Below are 18,413 nucleotides of genomic sequence, written 5' to 3'. Positions count from 1 at the left end.
CGGTGGTGACACCTTCGGTGCGGTTCAGTCCGCGGCCCGCCACCAGGCCTTGCCCGCCTCGGGCAGGGTGGAGATCGGGTCGTAGTAGGGGTAGCGGCGGGCCAGCGCCTCCGGGTCGTCGTGTTCGATGCCGGTGCGGTAGTTCTTCGTCCAGTAGGAGATACCGCGTTCCCGGTCGTACTCGGCGACCTGGTGCACCCAGCGTTTGCCCACGTAGGGCACGTCGCACACGATGCGGGGGGTGGCGTAGCCGGGCAGGTAGCCCATGATGGCGTGTTGCAGTTCCTGCGCCTGCCACACGGCTAGCCGCCAGTGCTCCGCGCCCGGGATCATGTCGCACATGTAGAAGTAGTAGGGCGCGATGTTGGCCTCGTCCTGCAACGCGAAACACAGGTCCAGCAATTGAGCGGGCGTGTCGTTGACCCCGCGCATGAGCACACCCTGGTTGCGCACGTCGCGCACGCCCACATCCAGCGCTGTCCGCGCGGCCTCCGCCACCAGCGGAGTCACCGAGTTCGCGTGGTTGACGTGGGTGTGGATCGCGAGGTTGACCCCGCGACGGCGGGCGGTTCCCGCCACCCGCGCCAGCCCTTCCACGACCTTGGGTTGCAGCCAGTGCTGCGGCAGGCCGGCGAGGGCCTTGGTCGCGAGCCTGATGTCGCGCACGGTGTCGATGTCGAGCAACCGCATCAGGAACGCCTCGAGTTGGTGCCAGGGAACATTGGCCACATCGCCGCCGGAGACCACCACGTCACGCACCCCGGGGGTGCGCTTGAGGTAGTCGACGATGGCGTCCTGGCGATCCACCGGTTTGAGGCTGAGCTTGTGTTTGTCGACCTGCTCGGTGGAGTTGCCGACCAGGTCCATGCGGGTGCAGTGCCCGCAGTACTGCGGGCAGGTGGACAGCAGCTCGGCCAGCACCTTGGTGGGGTAGCGGTGGGTCAGTCCCTCCACGGCCCACATCTCGGCCTCGTGCAGCGAGTCGCGCTGCGAGTACGGGTGGCTCGGCCAGTCCGGGTCACGGTCGCTGAGCACGGGCAGCATGTAGCGGCGGACCGGGTCGGCGTAGAAGGCGTCGGTGACCTTGCCGGGGTCCGACCCGGCGTGCGCAGCCATGGTGTTGAGCAGTTGCGGCGGCAGCAACATCGACATCGTCGCCGCGTGCCGCTGGTCGTCGAGGAGATCGGCGTAGAAGCGCTCGTCGAGCAGGTCCCCGAGCACGGAGCGCAACTGCTTGACGTTTCGCACACAGTGCACCCGTTGCCACTGGGCATCGCGCCACTCGGCCTCGGTGACATCCCGCCAGCCGGGGAACCGGCGCCAGTCGGGTTCGACCAACTCGGCACGCCGGTAGGTGTAGGGCTGCTCGGGAAGCTCGGTAGCAGGTTCCTGGATCGCAGTCACATCTGCTCCTAATGTTGGTTATGTCGTGAAAATATCCTGCCATATCTATGAGTAGGCACAAATCTTCTCTCCCGGGTAGAGCTGGCAGACTCAACCCGTGAGCACAACCGACACCACCCTGCTCGTCGGGGGCCGCATCCACTCGCCGAGCACGCCCGATGCCACCGCCATGGCCGTCACCGGCGACACCGTGGTCTGGGTGGGGCAGGACGAACCAGGCAAGGCACTGCACCCCGACGCGGAGGTCGTGCGACTCGACGGCGCGCTGGTCACGCCCGCGTTCGTCGACGCCCACGTGCACGCCACCGCCACCGGGCTGCATCTCACCGGCCTCGACCTTTCCGGGGTCGGCGACTCCGGGGAACTGCTCGCCGCCGTCCGCGCGGCCGCCACTCCCGGCGAGGTGTTGCTCGCGCACGGCTGGGACGAGACCACCTGGAGCAGCCCGCGGCTACCCAGCCGCACCGAACTCGACGAGGCCGCGGGCGGCGTGCCGGTGTACCTCACCCGCGTCGACGCGCATTCCGCGCTGGTCTCCACCGCGCTGCTCGCGCTTGCCCCCGACGCCGAGCGTGCCGACGGCTGGTCACCGCAGGGCCCACTGACCCGTGCGGCCCACCACCGGGTTCGCCGCGCGGCGCGAGCCGCCATCACCGGGGAGCAGCGCCGCCGCGCCCAGCAGGCGTTCCTGAGCGCGGCGGCAGCGGCGGGCATCGCCAGCGTCCACGAATGCGCGGGCCCGGACATCTCCGGTGAGGACGACCTGCGTGCCCTGCTGGCACTGGCGCGACAGCCGGACGTGCCCGAGGTCATCGCCTACTGGGGCGAGTTGGGTGCCGCGGAGTTGGCCCACCGCCTCGGTGCGCGCGGCCTGGCAGGGGACCTGTTCGTCGACGGGGCGCTGGGCTCGGCCACCGCCGCGCTGCACCAGCCCTACGCCGACCGGCCACACACCACCGGCGCACGCTACCTCGACGCCGCCGCCATCGCCGATCACCTCGTTACCTGCACCGAGGCGGGAATCCAGGCCGGGTTCCACGTCATCGGTGACGCGGCCGTCACCGAGGTCGTCGCGGGCTTCGCCCTCGCGGAGAAGGCGCTCGGCGCGAACGGCGCCGGACGGGCACGGCTGGCCGCGCGCGGACACCGGCTGGAGCACGTGGAGATGATCGACCGCGAGCAGGCACGCCAACTGGCCGGCTGGGGTGTCACCGCGTCGGTGCAACCACTGTTCGACGCGGCCTGGGGCGGCCGCGACGGCATGTACGCCACCCGGCTCGGACCCGACCGCGCGACCACGCTGAACCCGTTCGCCACACTCGCCGCCGAGGGCTTGCTGCTGACGTTCGGCTCCGACGCGCCCGTCACCCTGCTCGACCCGTGGGCCACCGTGCGGGCCGCCGTGCACCACCGCACACCCGGCGCGGGCATATCGGCAAGGGCCGCGTTCAACGCCCACACCCGTGCCGGTCACCGCGCCGCCGGCAACCGCGACGGCAACACCGGCAGCCTGGTGCCCGGCGCCCCCGCCCACTACGCCATCTGGGACGCCACCGAACTGGTGGTGGCCACCCCCGACACCCGCGTGCAACGCTGGTCCACCGACCCCCGCGCCCGGGTGCCCGGACTGCCCCCACTGGACCCGGGCGAGAAGCTGCCGCGCTGCCTACGCACCGTGCTGGCGGGCCGGGTGATCTACGACGAGTTCACCTCCGGCGAATAGGCTGGACGAGTGACCGCCACGGCCGCGACCCCAGCGACCCCCGTGACCACCACGCAACAGCCACGCCGGGCTCGGCTGCGGCGACTCCTGCCCGTGCTCGGCCGCCTCGCCCTGGCCGCGGCATCGGGTCTGGTGTTCTTCGCCAGCTTCGAACCCCGCCCGCTGTGGTGGCTGGCCCCGCTGGCCTTCACCGGCCTCGGCCTGGTGCTGCACGGTCGCGGCCCGTGGGGCAGCGCGGGCTACGGCACCGTGTTCGGGCTGGCGTTCTACCTCGCCCACCTGATCTGGATCGAGAACTTCCTCGGCGACGAGTTCGGTTCCGCCCCCTGGCTCGGACTGTCGACCGTACTGGCGATCTACCTCGGCGCCGCCTGCTGGCTGATGCCGTTCGTGGCAAGGCTGCCCGGCGCGCCCGTGTGGCTGGCACTGGTGTTCCTGCTGCAGGAAGCCGCACGCTCGCGCTGGCCGACCAACGGCTTCCCCTGGGGCAGGGTCGGCTTCAGCCAGCCCGAAGGCGCGTTCCTTTCGCTGGCCTCGGTCGGCGGGGTCCCGCTGGTCGGCTTCGCCGTGCTGGTGACCGGCTTCGGCCTCGCGCAGTGGATCGTGCGCGCCCGCGAGCGAGACTGGCGACCCCACCGTGGCTGGATCGCGCCCGCGCTGGCCACCGTGCTCCCCGCCGTCGCGGGCCTGGCCGTGTGGCCAGCCGTCGGCACCGAGGCGCAAACCGGCACCCGCACCGTCGCCGTGGTGCAGGGCAACGCCCCCGACCTCGGGCTAGGCCTGCTCGGTGCACGCGACATCGTCCGCGCCAACCACCTCGCACAAACCGAGAAACTCGCCGCCGACATTCGGGACGGCACACTGCCCCGGCCTGACCTGGTGGTCTGGCCGGAGACCGCCACCGACGTCCTCGGCGACGACCCCACCATCGACGCCCTCGTCGACGAACTGGACACGCCCACCCTCATCGGTGCGCTCTACCAGCCGGGCGAGGGTGGGCAGACCGAGAACGCCGTCATCGCCTGGCAACCCGGCGTCGGGCCGACGCAGCGCTACGCCAAGCAGGAACTGGTGCCCTTCGCCGAGTACGTCCCGATGCGGTCGATCGCGAAGTGGTTCACCCCGTTCCTGGACAACACCCGCGACATGCGCTGGGGTACCGATGCGGGCGCCCTCGACGTCGCGGGAACCAGGGCCGGGCCGGTGATCTGCTACGAGGTCGCCTACGACTATCCCTCCCGCGACGCGGTCGACGCGGGCGCGCAACTGCTGGTCGTGCCAACCAACAACGCCTGGTACGGGCCGGGGGAGATGAGCCACCAGCAACTGGCCATGTCCCGGCTACGTGCCGTCGAACACGGCAGGGCCGCCGTCGTGGCGGCAACCAGCGGGATCAGCGCGATCGTGGCACCCGACGGCAGCGTTCAGCAGTCGACCAGCCTGTACACCGCGGCGACGCTGGTGGCCGACGTGCCACTGCGGCAGGAGACTACGCTGTCGGATCGACTCGGTGCGTGGACCGAGTACGTGCTCATCGGTGCCGCGCTCGCCGCCGTGGTCACCGGGTTCGTGCTCCGGCCGCGCACGCGGCGCACCGTAGCCGACGACACGTGACGAGAAGGGGGAGTCTATGGCGGAGGGGAAACCCCATACCGGCGCCATCGACCCGGTGCTGGTGATCATCCCGACCTACAACGAGCGGGAGAACCTCACGCCACTGCTGGAACGGCTACACGCCGCGCTCCCGCAGGTCCACGCACTGGTCGTCGACGACGGCAGCCCTGACGGCACCGGCGAGGTCGCCGACGAGCTGGCCGCTGCCGACAGCCGCGTCCACGTGCTGCACCGCACCCAGAAAGCCGGACTGGGCGCCGCCTACATCACCGGGTTCCGCTGGGGGATCGACCGCGGCTACGCCACGCTGGTGGAGATGGACGCCGACGGCTCGCACGCGCCGGAGGACCTGCCGAGGGTCCTGGCCGCCCTCGCCGACGCCGACCTGGTCATCGGGTCCCGCTACGTGCCCGGCGGCGCCGTCGTCAACTGGCCGAGGCACCGCCAGTTGCTCTCGCGGGTGGCCAACCTGTACTCCCAGTTGGCGCTGGGTGTGCGGGTCAACGACATCACCGCGGGGTTTCGCGCCTACCGGCGACCGGTGCTGGAGAAGCTGGCACTGGACGAGGTCACCTCGCAGGGCTACTGCTTCCAGATCGACCTCACCTGGCGCACCGTGCAGGCGGGCTTCGACGTGCTCGAAGTGCCGATCACCTTCACCGAGCGGGAATCCGGTGAGTCGAAGATGAGCGGCTCGATCGTGGGGGAGGCCGCGCTGAAGGTCGCGCAGTGGGGCCTGCGCCACCGGGCCGAGCAACTGCGGACGCTGCTGCGCGGGCTGCGCTCGTCGCGGTCACGCGTGCGGCGCTGACCTCATGACAGCGGCGGGCCCCCGCGACAGTCACTGTCGCGGGGGCCCGCCGCCTGCCAAGGGGGAGCGGTCGGCTCGCGGCCGCTACGCCGTGCGGCCTCGCCTGCCCTTCAACTCGGCGAGTCGCTCGTTGAGCAACTCCTCCAACTCCGGGATGGAACGTCGCTCGAGCAGCATGTCCCAGTGAGTCCTCGGGGGCTTGGCCTCCTTGGGCTCAGGCTGCCCGCCGTCCACGATCTCCGACTCACTGCCGTGCAACCGGCATTCCCACACCGACGGAATCTCGGCATCGTCCGAGAACGGCACCTCGAACTCGTGGCCCTTGGGACACGAGTAGCGAACGGTACGTCGAGGGGCGAGGTCGTGATTGCGGTCGGTCTCGTAGCTGACCGCTCCCAACCGGCTTCCACGAAGAACACGGTCGGCCATGATGGGGTCCTTTCAGTCGGCTCCCGTTCAGGAGCCAGGGCGATGCTCACCCTGTGCAACGACACGCTAGGCCGGTTGAATTCCCAACAGACCATGTCGTTACTCACGAGCGGGCAAGCCTCACCCCGCGCGGAACGGCTTTCTCAATCTAGGGAGACATGTGACGCGTTCGCGTGACGCGTCACGGCCCCCCTCCTGGGGATTTCCCCCTCCTGGGCTAGCGGTGCGGTCCAGGCCACATCAGCCGGAGCTGCCCCTGACCAGGGGCACCTGCTCCGCCTCTGCCGAGGCGGAGGTACCGTCGTCAAAGTACCCGGTAACTCACCGTAGCCGAACGCGTCGACGCGCGTGTCGGCATGGGTTTCACCTCACCGGCTGACGTGGTGAACCCCCGACCGGGGCGGCGGCTACAACACGGCGGGTTCGCGGTTACCCGCCGCCGCGATGGCCCTTCTCACCGGCACCAGCGCCACCAGCACGAAGCCCACCACGAAGAACACCAGCAACGCGATGATGGCGTACCTGAACGACCCCGTCGCCTGACCCACCGCGGCGAACAGCAGCGGACCCAGCCAGGACGTACCGCGCTCACCGATCTCGTACAGCGAGTAGTACTGCGCCTCCTTGCCGGCCGGGATCAGCTGGCTGTACAGCGAGCGCGACAGCGCGTTGGTGCCGCCCAGCACCAGCCCGATACCCGCGGCCACGGCATAGAACTGCAACTCCTGACCTGCCTGGATGAAGTAGGCCGATGCCACGACGACCATCCAGATCACCAGGCTGCCGAGGATGGTCTTCTTCGCGCCGATCCGCCTTGCGACCAGGCCGTGAGCCATTCCGCCGAGGTAGGCGACGAACTGGATGACCAGGATGGTGGCGATGAGCACCTCGTTGGAGAACCGCAGCTCCTCCTTGCCGTACTGCGCGGAGACGGCGACCACGGTGGAGATGCCGTCGGTGTAGACCAGGTAGGCGCCCAGGAACGCCAGCGTCAGCGGGAACGCCCGGGCGGCGCTGATCGTCTGGCGCAACTCGGTGAAACCCGCCCGCAGCACCGACGCTCCGTGCTCGCTGCCGTGCGGGCGCTGGTGTTCCCGCAACCTGCGAAGCGGAATGATCGTGAAGGCTGCCCACCACAGCCCCGAGGTGAGGAAGCAGATCCGCACGGCCGTGGACTCGCTGACCCCGAAGGCGTCCCGGTTGAGGTAGAACGCCAGCTGCAGCGCCAGCGCGATGCCGCCGCCGAGATAACCGAAAGCCCAGCCTCGCGCCGACACGACATCGCGTTCGTCGGGCGTGGCGATGTCGGGCAGGAAGGAGTAGTAGGTGACGATCGAGGCCCCGTAGCCGATGTTGCCCAGGATGTAGAGCACGACGCCGAGCTGCCACAAACCGTCGGTCATGAAGAACAGCAGCGCCGAGGCGGCGGCACCGAGGAAGGCGAAGAAACCGAGGATGCGCTTCTTGTACTGGCTGCGGTCGGCGATGGCGCCGGTGATCGGCAGCACCAGCACCTGGACCACGGTGGCCACGGCCAGCAGGTAGCCCCACAACGACCCAGCGGGGAACTCGAACCCCAGCAGGCTGATGTCGCAGTCGCGCAGGTAGTTGTCGGTGCCGTCGGGGTTCACGCACGGCGTGGGCCCGTTGCGGGCGAAGTCGTCCCTTGCGTCGGCCGCCGCCACCGAACTCATGTACAGCGCGCCGAACACGGTGATGACCGAGGTGAAGAACGTGGAGTTCGCCCAGTCGTAGAAGTACCAGCCACGCTGTTCGCGCTTGCGTTCCCGCGGGTCGGTGGCCGGAACGGGGCCATGGGGGAGCGTGCTCATGCCGGGCTCCTCGCACGGTTCTCAGGTTGGTGAGCGGAGAGTACTCGGCCGCGCTGTGCTGGCACTCAGCCGGCTGTCAACTGACCGCGTCGCCGTGCTGCCCGCCTGCGCCCGGCTGCCACGCGCCACGTTCGATCAGCAACTCGCGCAGCAGGTCCGGCCTGTCGGTCACGATGCCGTGCACGCCGAGGTCCAGCAACGCCCGCATCTGTTCCTTGTCGTCGATCGTCCAGGTGTGCACCTCGATGCCAGCCCTGGTGGCCGCGCGCAGGAACGCCCGGTCCACGATCGTCATGGGGCCCTGCCGCAGCGGGACCTGCGCCATGACGCCCCGGCTGAGGAAGCCCGGTCGCAGGAACGGCAGCCAGCCGTTGGCCCACAGCACGGCCGCTGAGCGCGGGCCGAGCGAGGTGATCAGCCGTGGGCCCGCCAGCTTGCGCAGACGCGCCAGTCGCGCGTCGGAGAACGACGCGGCGGCCACCCGGTCGAAGGCATTGGTACGCCGCAGCGCGCGCACGAACGGCTCCACCGCCGCGCCCGCCTTGACGTCGACGTTGAAGAACGCGCCCGGTAGCTCCTCCAGCACGTCCTCCAGCCGCGACACGCCTGCCTTGCCACCGACCTTCGCACGGCGAACGGTGTTCCACGACTGCCTGGCGATCGGCCCGGTGCCGTCGGTGGTGCGGTCCAGCGACGCGTCGTGGTGCACCACGACCACGCCGTCGGAGGTGGCGTGCACGTCGGTCTCGATGTAGCGGTAGCCCTCCGCGACGGCCTGCCGAAAGGCCGGCAGGGAGTTCTCCATGTTCGCCAGCTCGCCTACATGCCAACCCCGGTGCGCGAACGCTCGTGGCAGCGGCTCGGCGAGGTAGGGATGCGCCACGGTCATACGGTCAGTGTGCCTGCTCGGCGTGGCCGAGGCATGAGCGTGTGGTGACCGGTTAGGGTCGGCGAAGTGAGCGAACCGGCCGAGCACACCACCCCCGCAATTGCGTCACGTGACGAATTGGCTCGACTGCGCAAGCCGGTGCCGACCCATTGCGGTTGGTGTGGGCAGCGGTTGCGGCACGGTGGCACGGTCGGCCGCCGTCGCCGTTACTGCGGCCAGTCCTGCAGGCAGCGCGCCTACGAGCGCCGGCTCGCCGTGCAGCGCGGCGGGCTGCCGGAAGACGCCGTCGTACTGTCCGCCACGGAGCTAGCCATGTTGCAGGACCGGCTGTTCCAGTTGCGCTGCGCGGCCGAGGACGTGGTGACGGCCACCGAGGACACCGAGAACGCGCCGGTTCGGGCACGGACATCAACTGGCGGGAACGGGAGTTCACGAGCCGGGAGTAGGGCGGAGATTCACGGCGAGATCACCAGTGGAGTGCGGTCAAGCCCGTTCGAGTTTGCCGACCCGGATCACTCGGTTGATGACCACTTGAGCGATGCCGGTGGCTAGCATCACGGCGGAGCAGGCTAGCCAGAATGTTCCGAAGCCGTTGTCGAGCAACTGGCCCATGGCAGGTGGGCCCACCGTGAGGGCGACACCCCAGGTAATGCCGTAAATGGCGAAGTACGTGGCCTTGGAGCCTTCCGGCGCAATGGCGGCGACAAGCGTGTAGGAGTATCCAAGGAGTAGCACGTCCCCCAGGGCGATGATGATCGTCGCGGCGACATAACCAGCCATGGTCATGTGGAGTCCTGCGACTGCTAACCCCACGGCGAGGAGACCGTACCCGGCAACGATTCGACCGGTGATGTTCGCGCTGTGTCGCAGCAGCGGCTGCGCCGCGATAATGACCAATGCGGCCAGGGCTTGAAGTAGCCCCGCATCCGACGCGGGTCGATCCGCCGCCACAAGCGCGAGCGGCATGGCCATGGGGATGAGCATGTAGACGGCGGCGAACGTGGTGCCGGTGGTCATCAGCAACCACAACCCCGTGTCCCTCCACGGCGAGGACATTGGATTGGGTCCGTCACCTGCGCCGGATGGCGGGGTAGCGGGGAGCCATGCGGCGACCAGGACCAGACAAGCGACCGCGCTGATGGCGTCGGCGGCGAACAGCCAGGACAGACCGACACGCCCCACTGCGGCCGCAAGCAGGCCTGCGAGCAACCCCGCAGCCGCCAAGGTCGCCCCTAACAATCCGTAGGCGCGGGGCAGGGATTCTTCCGCGGTGACATCGGCGACGAGACCCTGGCTCGCCGGCTCGTAGATCTCGAAGCACAACCCGAGCAGGACCGCCCCGACGAGGGCGACCGCCAACCCTGGTGCGGCCGCGACCAGCAGTTGAGCAGCGGCGGTACCTGCGAGTCCGATCAGAACTGCGGGCTTGGTGCCCACGCGCGTAGCGAGCAGACCGCCGATCAGTCGCGACGGAATCGTCGCCAAGCCGAATGCACCGACCACAAGGCCCGCCACACGCGCGCTCGCTCCGTGGTCATGCACGAGCAGTGAGGCCAGAAAGGGCATCGAGAAAGCCCCCATCCGGTTGACGAAGCGCGCCACGAGCAGGACCTTCACGGCGCGCGGCAGTCTCGCCGACGAGCACACCCCAGTGGGACTGTCTAAAATGCGTTTGGCAGTCACGGACACCAACATAGAGCCCGCCATTAGACTGGTCAAATGCGTTTTGACAGTCACGTCATGGACCTGTTGCGCGTTGGAACCGACTTGGTGAATCTGTTGACCGGCACCGAGTCCGCCGGTCGTGACTGGCAGCCACCCACCGGCATGGAGCGGCGACAGGCATTGGGCGCGGCGCTAGTCCGGGACGGTCATGTCCCCGAGGTCACCGAAGAGGACGAGCGCTTGCTGACTCGCTTTGCCGTAGAAGCACGACATGTGTTCGAGGCCATCGAGGCCGACGACCTCGACGAGGCGGGGAGCAAGGTCAACGCGCTACTCGAATGGTGCCAACCGCAGCCTCGCCTGGACCGTTTCGGCCACGAGTGGCACATGCACTTTCACGGCCCGACGAGCGACCTAGGTGTCGGCTGGGCTGCCGGATGTGCTGCCGCCCTCACGATGGCCATCGGCAGCACCGGCGCTGGCCGCCTCGGCATCTGCGGCGCCCCGAGGTGTGACCGGGTCTATGTCGACCACTCCAAGAATGGCACTCGCCGGTTCTGCGGCACCCCCTGTCAGAACCGAGTGAAAAACGCCATCCACCGGCGAAGCCGGACAACCTCCAATGCTTGATCGCGCAGAGATCATCCCACTTCGCGCCTGGCCGCGCTGCACCGGGAGTGCACGCTCGCGAACCCGAGCGCGTCGGCGCTGATCGGCACCGGCCAGAGCTTGGTCAACTGCGGCCAATGTCGAGGGGGCGGGAGTAGTCGCATCTACTTCGACTCCCGTACCTTGCGCGCCGATAAGCTACATTATGTCAAGTAGCGTCCTCGGGCCGCTCGTCCGGTTCGTCAGCAGCGGCTCCAACTCGCCGTTGAGTCCACGCCAGTCGAGATATGGTTCACGCCACCGCGTCGCTGTCGCCGGCACGTGGTGGCACTTGCGCAACGAGGAGGCCGCTCGCGGTGAACTACGCCCGCTCGGCGTTCGTTGGCCCCTTCATGCGGCGTCTGACGATCGAACCAAGGGCACTGGTGGTCATCGCGGGGCTACCCGGATCCGGCAAGAGCACACTGCTGCGCTGCACCGAATCGGACACTCCGGTCACGGTGCTGGATTCGGACCAGCTGCGGGACCGACTCCGCGCTCTGCTGCCGAGGACGCCGTACTCGCGGTACCGACCACTGGTGCATGTCCTGCACCGGCTTCGCGTGACGTGGCACGTCCTGCGCGACGCCAGCCCGGTAGTGGTGCACGATCCCGCGACCGGCGCGGCGACCAGGGCATGGCTGCGACTGCTGGGGCAGCTCGCTGGGCGTGCCCGGCACTTCGTGTGGGTGGAGTGCCCGCCCGAGCAGGCCGCCGCCGGTCAACGCAGCCGAGGGCGGGTGCTGCGCCGGGGTTCGTTCCTCCGGCACGTCCGGCGGCTGCCCCGGGTGCGCGCGGCCCTGCACGCCGGGCTGCGCGGCTGGCACACGACCACGATCGTCGACCGCGTGGCCGTCGCGCACGGCCTGCGGCTGCGAGTCAGCCTGCCCGCTTGGTAGCCGACGCGGCGACAGCCACCGGACTGCCCGGCGTCGCGAGGCTCCGCGATCAGCCGTCCGTTGTGGATAGCCTGCCGGCGGTGCTCGACCGCGTCGCGGGGCGCTCCGATTCACGCCGGGTGAGCACCAAGGGGGCGTCGGCTGTGATGGCGATCGTGTGTTCGGAGTGGGCAGTGCGTGAGCCATCGGCCGACCGAATCGTCCAGCCGTCGGCGTCGTAGCGGATGCGGTCGGTCGTACGGGCGAACCAGGGTTCGAGCGCGAGGGTCAGGCCTGGGCGGAGGGTGAGGCCGCGTCCGGCCCTGCCCCGGTTGGACACGTGCGGCTCCTCGTGCATGGTGCGGCCCAGCCCGTGGCCACCGAACTCGGCGTTGACCGGATAGCCGTAGTCACGGGCCACCGCCCAGATCGCCGAGGAGATGTCCCCCAGCCGGTTTCCCGGGCGCGCCGCGTCGATCGCCGCCTCCAGCGCCTCCTCGGTCGCGCGAATGAGCCGCAGGTCCTGCTCGGCGGCGGTTCCGACGACGATCGTGCGCGCCGAGTCGGCCACCCAACCGTCGATACTGGCGGCGAGGTCCATGCTGAGCACGTCCCCGTCGCGAAGGGTGTAGTCGTGGGGCAAACCGTGCAGGACAGCGTCGTTGACCGACAGGCAGATGACGTTGCGAAACGGGCCCCTTCCGAAGGACGGCGCGTAGTCCCAGTAGCACGACTGCGCCCCGCGTCGTCCGAGCATGCCGCGCACGTGGTGCTCCAGGTCCAGGAGGTTCACGCCGACATCGGCAAGCCGGCCGACCTCGGAGAGCACCTCGGCGACGAACCGGCCTGCCAGGTGCATTCGTTGTATCTCCGCGGACGTCTTCAGTTCGATCACGAGTGCCTCGCACGTTCCGGAGTGTTGGTATTTCTATACCGGCACCCTAGCGTCTGTCGGTATAGAAATACCAGTCTTCGGCTCAGTCGGCGCACACCTGGTCCGGCTGGCTTCGGCTTCCCTGATCAAGGCAAGGGCCCGAGGCACTGGTGCGGTCCGGTAGGGTCGGTCCACGCAGCAACATCGGCCGAGGAGGTGAGACCCGTTTCCGCCAGTAACGTTCGGGTGCTCACCCCGGCGGTCCGCTGACCGCTCGACGAGCGTGAGCGCCCACGGCACTCGAAGGGCGCTTTCGATGTCACTCCCCCTTGATCAAGCCATGCTGGTCCGCACCCTCAGGGCGGCGGGCTGCGTGTTCGCGGAGGACGAGGCCCACCTCCTGAGCGCGGCCACCACGGACCCGGCCGAGCTTCGCCTGTTGCTCGACCGGCGGGTGTCGGGTGTTCCGCTGGAACACGTCCTCGGCTGGGCTGAGTTCTGCGGGCTGCGCGTCGCCGTGGACCCCGGCGTGTTCGTTCCTCGCCGCCGCACCGAGTTCCTCGCGCGACAGGCAGCGACGCTTGCCCGGCCCGGTGCCGTCGTGGTGGACCTGTGCTGCGGCTGCGGCGCCATCGGTGCCGCCATCCTCGCGGCTGTGCCGGGGATCCAACTGCACGCCGCCGATCTCGAGCCCGCCGCCGTTGGGTGCGCGCGCCGCAATCTGGCAGGCACCGATGCGGTCGTGTATGAGGGCGACCTCGACGAGCCACTTCCCGCCGGGCTGCGGGGCCGGGTCGATGTCTTGGTCGCCAACGTGCCGTACGTGCCGAGTGAGGCGGTGGCCACCATGCCCCCGGAGGCGCGCGATCACGAACCGCGCCGCGCGCTCGACGGCGGCGCCGACGGGTTGTCGATGGTCCGCAGACTCGCCGCCGCCGCGCTGCGCTGGCTCGGCCCGACCGGCCACGTGCTGTTCGAGGTGGCGCGATCCCAACTCCCCTCGGCGCGGACCCTCGTCGGCGAGGCCGGGTTGGTGCCTTCGGTGCGCGTGTGCGAGGAGGTGGGCGCGACGGTGCTGGTCGCAACCTTGCCCACCTCCACTCCTCCCGGCTGAGGCACACCTACCGGCTGGGCAGCATCTCCAGGTAGTGCGGGTTGAACATGATGCCGAGCAGGTTGCCGAACGGGTCGGTGACGGTCGCGGTGATGAAGCCCTCTCCCCGGTCCTGCGGTGCTTCGTGTGCCTTCGCCCCCATCGACAGCAGCCGTTCGTAGCTGCCGCCGACGTCGTCGACGTGCCAGTACACGACCGCACCAGCCGGATCCGGTCCGCTGCGGTGTGCGGCGTAGCGGCTGTCGATGATGCCCAGTTCGTGTTGCAGGTCGCCGAGTCGGAATTCCACGTAGGCGGGCGGCCCTTCGACAGGGCGCACGAAGTAGGGCTCGACGCCGAGCAGTTCGGTGTAGAAGCGGGCGGCCGCGGGCACGTCGTCGGCGAAGAAGCTGACGGTGCTGAGTCCTCGCAACATGTTGGGATTCCTTCCCGTTCGGTGATCCGGCACCCAGGATTGCCCGCGAAACCGCTCATCCTGTGAGCTGTTTTGCTGCGAGACTCGAAGGCGTGCGTGCCGATCGTCTCGTGGCTGTCCTGTTGCTGATGCAGGCCCGTGGCCGGGTCACCGCCCCGGAACTGGCCGGGGAACTGGAGGTGTCGGTGGCCACCGCCCGGCGTGACCTGGAGGCGCTGTCGGCGGCGGGTGTGCCGGTGTACTCGCAGCCGGGTCGGGGCGGCGGGTGGTCGCTGGTCGGTGGCGCGCGTACCGACCTGAGCGGGCTCACCGAGGGCGAGGCGCAGGAGTTGTTCCTGCTGGCGGGTCCGTTGGCCGGATCGTCACCGGGGGCGCGGTCGGCGCTGCGCAAGCTGGTGCGGGCGCTGCCGGACACCTTCCGCGCCGACGCGCAGGCCGCGGCGGACGCGGTGGTGGTGGATTCCACGGGGTGGGGTGAGCTCGGCCCTGCCCGACCGGAGGTGCTGGGCACGATCCAGTCGGCCGTGGTTCGGCGCCGCAAGCTGCGGCTGGGTTACGAGGGCAGGACGGGGCAGGCGACGCGGCGGATGGTGGACCCGTGGGGTCTGGTGAGCAAGGACGGCGTCTGGTATCTGCTGGCGGGCACCGAGCGAGGTCAGCGCACGTTCCGGCTTGACCGGGTACGCGACGTCGAGGTCAGCGACCTTGCGGGTGAGCGGCCCGCCGACTTCGAGCTCTCCCAGGCGTGGGAGCGGGTGGCGCGGGAGGTGGAGCGCAGGCGTGCCGGTGTTTCGGTCACCGTGCTGGTGCCGCCGTGGCTGGTTTCCGTGCTGCGCAACCAGTTCGGGCGGCACTGTCACGTCGAAGGCGGCGAAGGCGTCGGCGAGGTCGGCGAGGTCGGGGACGGCAGGGTGCGGGTCAGGCTGGCCGGTCACAGCGCACTGTCGCTTGCCGAGCACCTCGCGGGGTTCGGCGCGTCGGTGACGGTCGTCGAACCGGACGAGGTGCGGCGTGAGCTCGGCCGGATCGGTATGGAACTGGCGACGAAGTACGCGGGGCTTTCCTGACCGCCGTGACGCCCGCACTCGCCAGGCGTGGCGAGGGCGGGGTCGTGGTGGCCGCGGCGGGCGGGATGTCCGCATTGCCGCGGCCACCGCTGGTCACAGGTACGGCCGGGTGATCATTTCGATCCCGTGCCCCGCGGGATCGTAGAAGTAGACCCCTCGCCCATCGTGCCCAAAGTTGATCTCACCGGTGCGTTTGAAGAACGGGTCGGCCGCATGCTCGATCCCCCGCTCGACAAGCCGTGCGTACGCTCGGTCGAACAACTCGTCATCCACCAGGAACGCGTAGTGCTGCATCTGGATGGCCTCGACCGGCGGTTCCGCGAACTGCAACAGCACGCCGTCCTCACAGCTGAGGTTGCTGAACACGCCCCAGGACGGGGCCTGTGCCAGTTCGAGGATGTCGCGGAAGAAGGCCGCGGATTCGTCCTTGTTCTTCGCGGCGATGATGGTGTGGTTGAAACGCGCGCTCAAGATTCCTCCTGTTGTGATTGAGCTTTCGAACCTGTGGTCAATCACGACAGCGGCGGCGCCCGCGCGGCGCTCAGGTGACTACCGGGTCACCAATCTGTGTGTGGCATAACGCCATCCCGGTCATCATCGCCGGTGACTATAGCCGACCGTCCGTCACAGGTGCTGTCGGGGTGACCTGGGACACGCCCAGCGCTGCCGATCGGTTTGGCGTGGCGACAATGAGGCATGCAGCAACCACTGTTCAGCTCCGTCGACGAGGTCGTCGAACGGCTCGCCGGTGCCGGATATCTCGCCTCCAACGCGGTGGCCACGACGGTGTTCCTCGCCGACCGGCTGGGCAAGCCGCTGCTGGTCGAGGGCCCTGCGGGGGTTGGCAAGACCGAGTTGGCGCGCGCGCTGGCTCAGGCCACGAGCAGCGAGCTGGTGCGGCTGCAGTGCTACGAGGGCATCGACGAGGCCCGCGCGCTGTACGAGTGGAACCACGCCAAGCAGTTGCTGCGGATCACGGCCGCGCGGGACGAGCGGTGGGACACCACCCGCGAGGAGGTGTTCAGCGAGGAGTACCTGCTCCCCCGCCCGCTGTTGACGGCGATCCGCAACGCGGAGCCAACCGTGCTGCTCATCGACGAGACCGACAAGGCCGACGTCGAGATGGAGGGGCTGCTGCTGGAGGTACTCGGTGACTTCCAGGTGACCGTGCCCGAGTTGGGCACCATCACCGCGGCGCGCAGGCCGCTCGTGCTGCTGACCTCCAATGCCACCAGGGAACTGTCGGAGGCGCTGAAGCGGCGCTGCCTTTTCCTGCATCTGGACTTCCCCTCGCCGGAGCTGGAACGCGACATCGTGACGCTTCGGGTTCCCGAGCTTGATGTTCGACTCGCGGAGTCGCTGGTCAGGGTGGTCGGGGCGCTGCGAGGGATGGAGCTGCGCAAGGCTCCCTCGATCGCCGAGACCGTGGACTGGGCTCGCACGCTGCTGGCTCTGGGAGCTGACACCGTTGACGAGCAGGTGGTGCGGACCAGTCTGGGCGTACTGCTGAAGTACCAGGCCGACCACCGCAAGGCGATGACGGAACTGCGGTTGGACAGCCTGCTGGACCCGGCGTCGCCGTGACCGGCGAGGCGCTGCCAGCCCGGTTGGTGGAGTTCACCGGTGCGCTGCGGGAGCACGGTGTCGCTGTCGGTCCCGGCGAAACCGTCGACGCGGCGGCGGCGGTGGATGTGCTCGGGCTGGCCGACCGGGCCAGGCTGCGGGAGGCGCTGGCCGCGACACTGCTGCGCCGATCAGGCCAGCGTCAGGTGTTCGACGCCCTGTTCGACCTCTACTTCCCCGCCGCCGTGGGGAAGTCGGAGGCAATCGACGCCACGTCGGACACCGCGCCTGACACGGTCGCGCGGTTGCGGGACGAACTCGTGGCCGCACTCGCCGCCGGTGACGCGGAACGGCTGCGTGCGCTGGCGGCCGCCGGGGTGGACGCGTTCGGCCAGTTCGGCCCTGCGGGCGAGGGCGGCTCGGGTGGTGCGGCGGAATTGAGCGGTTGGTCGGCGCACCAGACGCTGGAGTTGGTTCGGCCGCAGGCCCTGTTGAGCCGGGTGCTGCAGGCCATGCGGTCGGGGGGCGCGTTCGAGCGCGCCCTCGCCGAGCAGCAGGCGAGGGCGGCCATCGCCGGGTTCGGTGAACAGGTTCGGGCCGAGGCCCGTCGCCGCACCGCCGAGGTCCGTGGCCGTGACCGCGTCGCCCGGCACGCCGTGCCCCCTCCTGCTGAGCTGGTGCCGTTCACCAGCGCGAGCCGCGAGCAGCTCGAGCAACTACGCAGGACCGTGCAGCCGTTGTCGCGCAAGCTGGCGACCCGGCTCGCAGCCCGCGCCCGGCGTGCCAGGCGTGGCAGTGTGGACCTGCGCCGGACCTTGCGAAGGTCGCTGGCCACCGGCGGCGTCGCGATGCGGCCCGCATGGCGACAGCGTCGCCCAGGCAGGCCGGAACTGGTGCTGCTGTGCGACATGTCCGGCTCGGTGGCCGGGTTCGCACAGTTCACGTTGCTGCTCATGCAGGCACTGGCCGACCAGTTCAGCAAGGTCCGCAGTTTCGCGTTCGTTGGCAGGACCGATGAGGTGACCGAACTGGTGCGCGAGGGCGCGCGAGAGCCGGAGAACCTCGCCGCGCGCATCATGTCGCAGGCGAGGCTGACGCGGTGGGGCACCAACAGCGACTACGGCGAGTCGCTCGACACGTTCGTGTCGGAGTGGCTGGACGCCGTGGGGCCGCGCACGAGTGTGCTGATCCTCGGCGATGGACGCACCAACGGCGGCGACCCGAACCTGCCCGCGTTGCGTCAGATCGCCGAGCGTGCCCGGCACGTGTACTGGCTCAATCCCCAACCGGAAGGTCTGTGGGGCACGGGTGATTCGGCGGCGCGGCGGTACGCGCGGGTGGTGCCGATGTACGAGTGCCGCGACGCCCGGCAACTCTCCCGGTTGGTCACCGAACTGCTACCCGGCTGATTCCGCTCACGGCCCGAACCGGATTGGGCAGAATGCGTTCGGCGTCCGCGCACGGCGGTGGTCGAACCACTCGGGTCG

The 18,413-nt window shown here is 69.4% G+C and carries 17 protein-coding genes and 1 pseudogene; 10 read left to right on the top strand and 8 right to left on the bottom strand.

Annotation, left to right across the window (positions count from 1 at the left end; translation table 11 throughout):
• Positions 1–24: 24 nt before the first annotated feature.
• Complete coding sequence (locus FHU38_RS12490) at positions 25–1,404, bottom strand: KamA family radical SAM protein (protein ID WP_167170537.1); 1,380 nt, start codon at positions 1,402–1,404, stop codon at positions 25–27.
• A 97-nt stretch (positions 1,405–1,501) separates the two neighbouring features.
• On the opposite strand from FHU38_RS12490, the gene FHU38_RS12485 reads away from it, so the two are divergent.
• From FHU38_RS12485 to FHU38_RS12475, 3 genes are read left to right on the top strand one after another with little or no spacing between them, the layout of a single operon-like run.
• Entirely contained in the window at positions 1,502–3,127 is a 1,626-nt protein-coding gene (locus FHU38_RS12485; protein WP_167170534.1) for an amidohydrolase, read from the top strand.
• A 9-nt stretch (positions 3,128–3,136) separates the two neighbouring features.
• Positions 3,137–4,741 carry an apolipoprotein N-acyltransferase gene (gene lnt, locus FHU38_RS12480; protein WP_313886753.1) on the top strand — a complete coding sequence of 535 codons (1,605 nt, stop codon included), beginning with the start codon at positions 3,137–3,139 and terminating at the stop codon, positions 4,739–4,741.
• Positions 4,742–4,757: 16 nt separating this feature from the next.
• Positions 4,758–5,552, top strand: coding sequence for a polyprenol monophosphomannose synthase (locus FHU38_RS12475; RefSeq protein ID WP_167170531.1), 795 nt, complete (start codon positions 4,758–4,760; stop codon positions 5,550–5,552).
• Between the two features lie 84 nt (positions 5,553–5,636).
• On the opposite strand, the gene FHU38_RS12470 is transcribed toward FHU38_RS12475, so the two are convergent.
• The 3 genes from FHU38_RS12470 to FHU38_RS12460 form a co-directional block, all read right to left on the bottom strand.
• Positions 5,637–5,981, bottom strand: a complete 345-nt coding sequence (locus tag FHU38_RS12470) for an RNA polymerase-binding protein RbpA (RefSeq protein WP_009154485.1) — start codon at positions 5,979–5,981, stop codon at positions 5,637–5,639.
• 407 nt (positions 5,982–6,388) lie between these two features.
• On the bottom strand, positions 6,389–7,813 hold the full coding sequence (locus tag FHU38_RS12465; RefSeq protein WP_167170529.1) for an MFS transporter: 1,425 nt from the start codon (positions 7,811–7,813) through the stop codon (positions 6,389–6,391).
• A 76-nt stretch (positions 7,814–7,889) separates the two neighbouring features.
• Positions 7,890–8,702: a glycerophosphodiester phosphodiesterase gene (locus tag FHU38_RS12460; RefSeq protein WP_167170526.1), complete on the bottom strand. Its 813-nt coding sequence runs from the start codon at positions 8,700–8,702 to the stop codon at positions 7,890–7,892.
• Between the two features lie 66 nt (positions 8,703–8,768).
• Here FHU38_RS12460 and FHU38_RS12455 point away from each other — a divergent pair.
• Positions 8,769–9,080 (top strand): annotated as a pseudogene (locus tag FHU38_RS12455) (hypothetical protein); the annotation flags it as partial.
• Between the two features lie 105 nt (positions 9,081–9,185).
• On the opposite strand, the gene FHU38_RS12450 reads toward FHU38_RS12455, so the two are convergent.
• Positions 9,186–10,319, bottom strand: coding sequence for an MFS transporter (locus FHU38_RS12450; protein ID WP_208415649.1), 1,134 nt, complete (start codon positions 10,317–10,319; stop codon positions 9,186–9,188).
• Positions 10,320–10,421: 102 nt separating this feature from the next.
• On the opposite strand from FHU38_RS12450, the gene FHU38_RS12445 reads away from it, so the two are divergent.
• Both FHU38_RS12445 and FHU38_RS12440 read left to right on the top strand, forming a co-directional pair.
• The gene (locus FHU38_RS12445; RefSeq protein WP_167170519.1) at positions 10,422–10,997 is read left to right on the top strand and encodes a CGNR zinc finger domain-containing protein; all 576 of its coding nucleotides are present in this window, start codon (positions 10,422–10,424) and stop codon (positions 10,995–10,997) included.
• A 335-nt stretch (positions 10,998–11,332) separates the two neighbouring features.
• Positions 11,333–11,914 (top strand): AAA family ATPase, encoded by a 582-nt coding sequence (locus FHU38_RS12440; RefSeq protein WP_313886752.1) that lies wholly within the window; start codon positions 11,333–11,335, stop codon positions 11,912–11,914.
• A gap of 49 nt (positions 11,915–11,963) precedes the next feature.
• Here the strand turns inward: FHU38_RS12440 and map are convergent, their stop codons facing one another.
• Complete coding sequence (gene map, locus FHU38_RS12435; RefSeq protein ID WP_167170516.1) at positions 11,964–12,788, bottom strand: type I methionyl aminopeptidase; 825 nt, start codon at positions 12,786–12,788, stop codon at positions 11,964–11,966.
• Positions 12,789–13,083: 295 nt separating this feature from the next.
• Between map and FHU38_RS12430 the strand changes: the two genes are divergently transcribed.
• Positions 13,084–13,881, top strand: a complete 798-nt coding sequence (locus FHU38_RS12430) for a putative protein N(5)-glutamine methyltransferase (RefSeq protein ID WP_167170513.1) — start codon at positions 13,084–13,086, stop codon at positions 13,879–13,881.
• A gap of 7 nt (positions 13,882–13,888) precedes the next feature.
• Here FHU38_RS12430 and FHU38_RS12425 read toward each other — a convergent pair whose 3' ends face one another.
• Positions 13,889–14,296: a VOC family protein gene (locus tag FHU38_RS12425; RefSeq protein WP_167170510.1), complete on the bottom strand. Its 408-nt coding sequence runs from the start codon at positions 14,294–14,296 to the stop codon at positions 13,889–13,891.
• Positions 14,297–14,388: 92 nt separating this feature from the next.
• Here FHU38_RS12425 and FHU38_RS12420 point away from each other — a divergent pair, with 92 nt between their 5' ends.
• Entirely contained in the window at positions 14,389–15,363 is a 975-nt protein-coding gene (locus FHU38_RS12420) for a helix-turn-helix transcriptional regulator (protein ID WP_167170507.1), read from the top strand.
• A gap of 93 nt (positions 15,364–15,456) precedes the next feature.
• Here the strand turns inward: FHU38_RS12420 and FHU38_RS12415 are convergent, their stop codons facing one another.
• The gene (locus FHU38_RS12415; RefSeq protein WP_167170504.1) at positions 15,457–15,834 is read right to left on the bottom strand and encodes a VOC family protein; all 378 of its coding nucleotides are present in this window, start codon (positions 15,832–15,834) and stop codon (positions 15,457–15,459) included.
• Positions 15,835–16,059: 225 nt separating this feature from the next.
• Between FHU38_RS12415 and FHU38_RS12410 the strand changes: the two genes are divergently transcribed.
• Positions 16,060–16,947, top strand: a complete 888-nt coding sequence (locus tag FHU38_RS12410) for an AAA family ATPase (protein ID WP_167170502.1) — start codon at positions 16,060–16,062, stop codon at positions 16,945–16,947.
• Positions 16,944–18,335, top strand: coding sequence for a vWA domain-containing protein (locus FHU38_RS12405; protein WP_167170499.1), 1,392 nt, complete (start codon positions 16,944–16,946; stop codon positions 18,333–18,335). The genes FHU38_RS12410 and FHU38_RS12405 overlap by 4 nt, the downstream gene beginning before the upstream one ends.
• The last annotated feature ends 78 nt before the right edge of the window (positions 18,336–18,413 follow it).

This window comes from Saccharomonospora amisosensis, from assembly GCF_011761185.1.
Taxonomy (GTDB): domain Bacteria; phylum Actinomycetota; class Actinomycetes; order Mycobacteriales; family Pseudonocardiaceae; genus Saccharomonospora_A; species Saccharomonospora_A amisosensis.
Note: the sequence above shows the minus strand (reverse complement) of the source record. Positions and strands in the feature narration are given on the sequence as shown.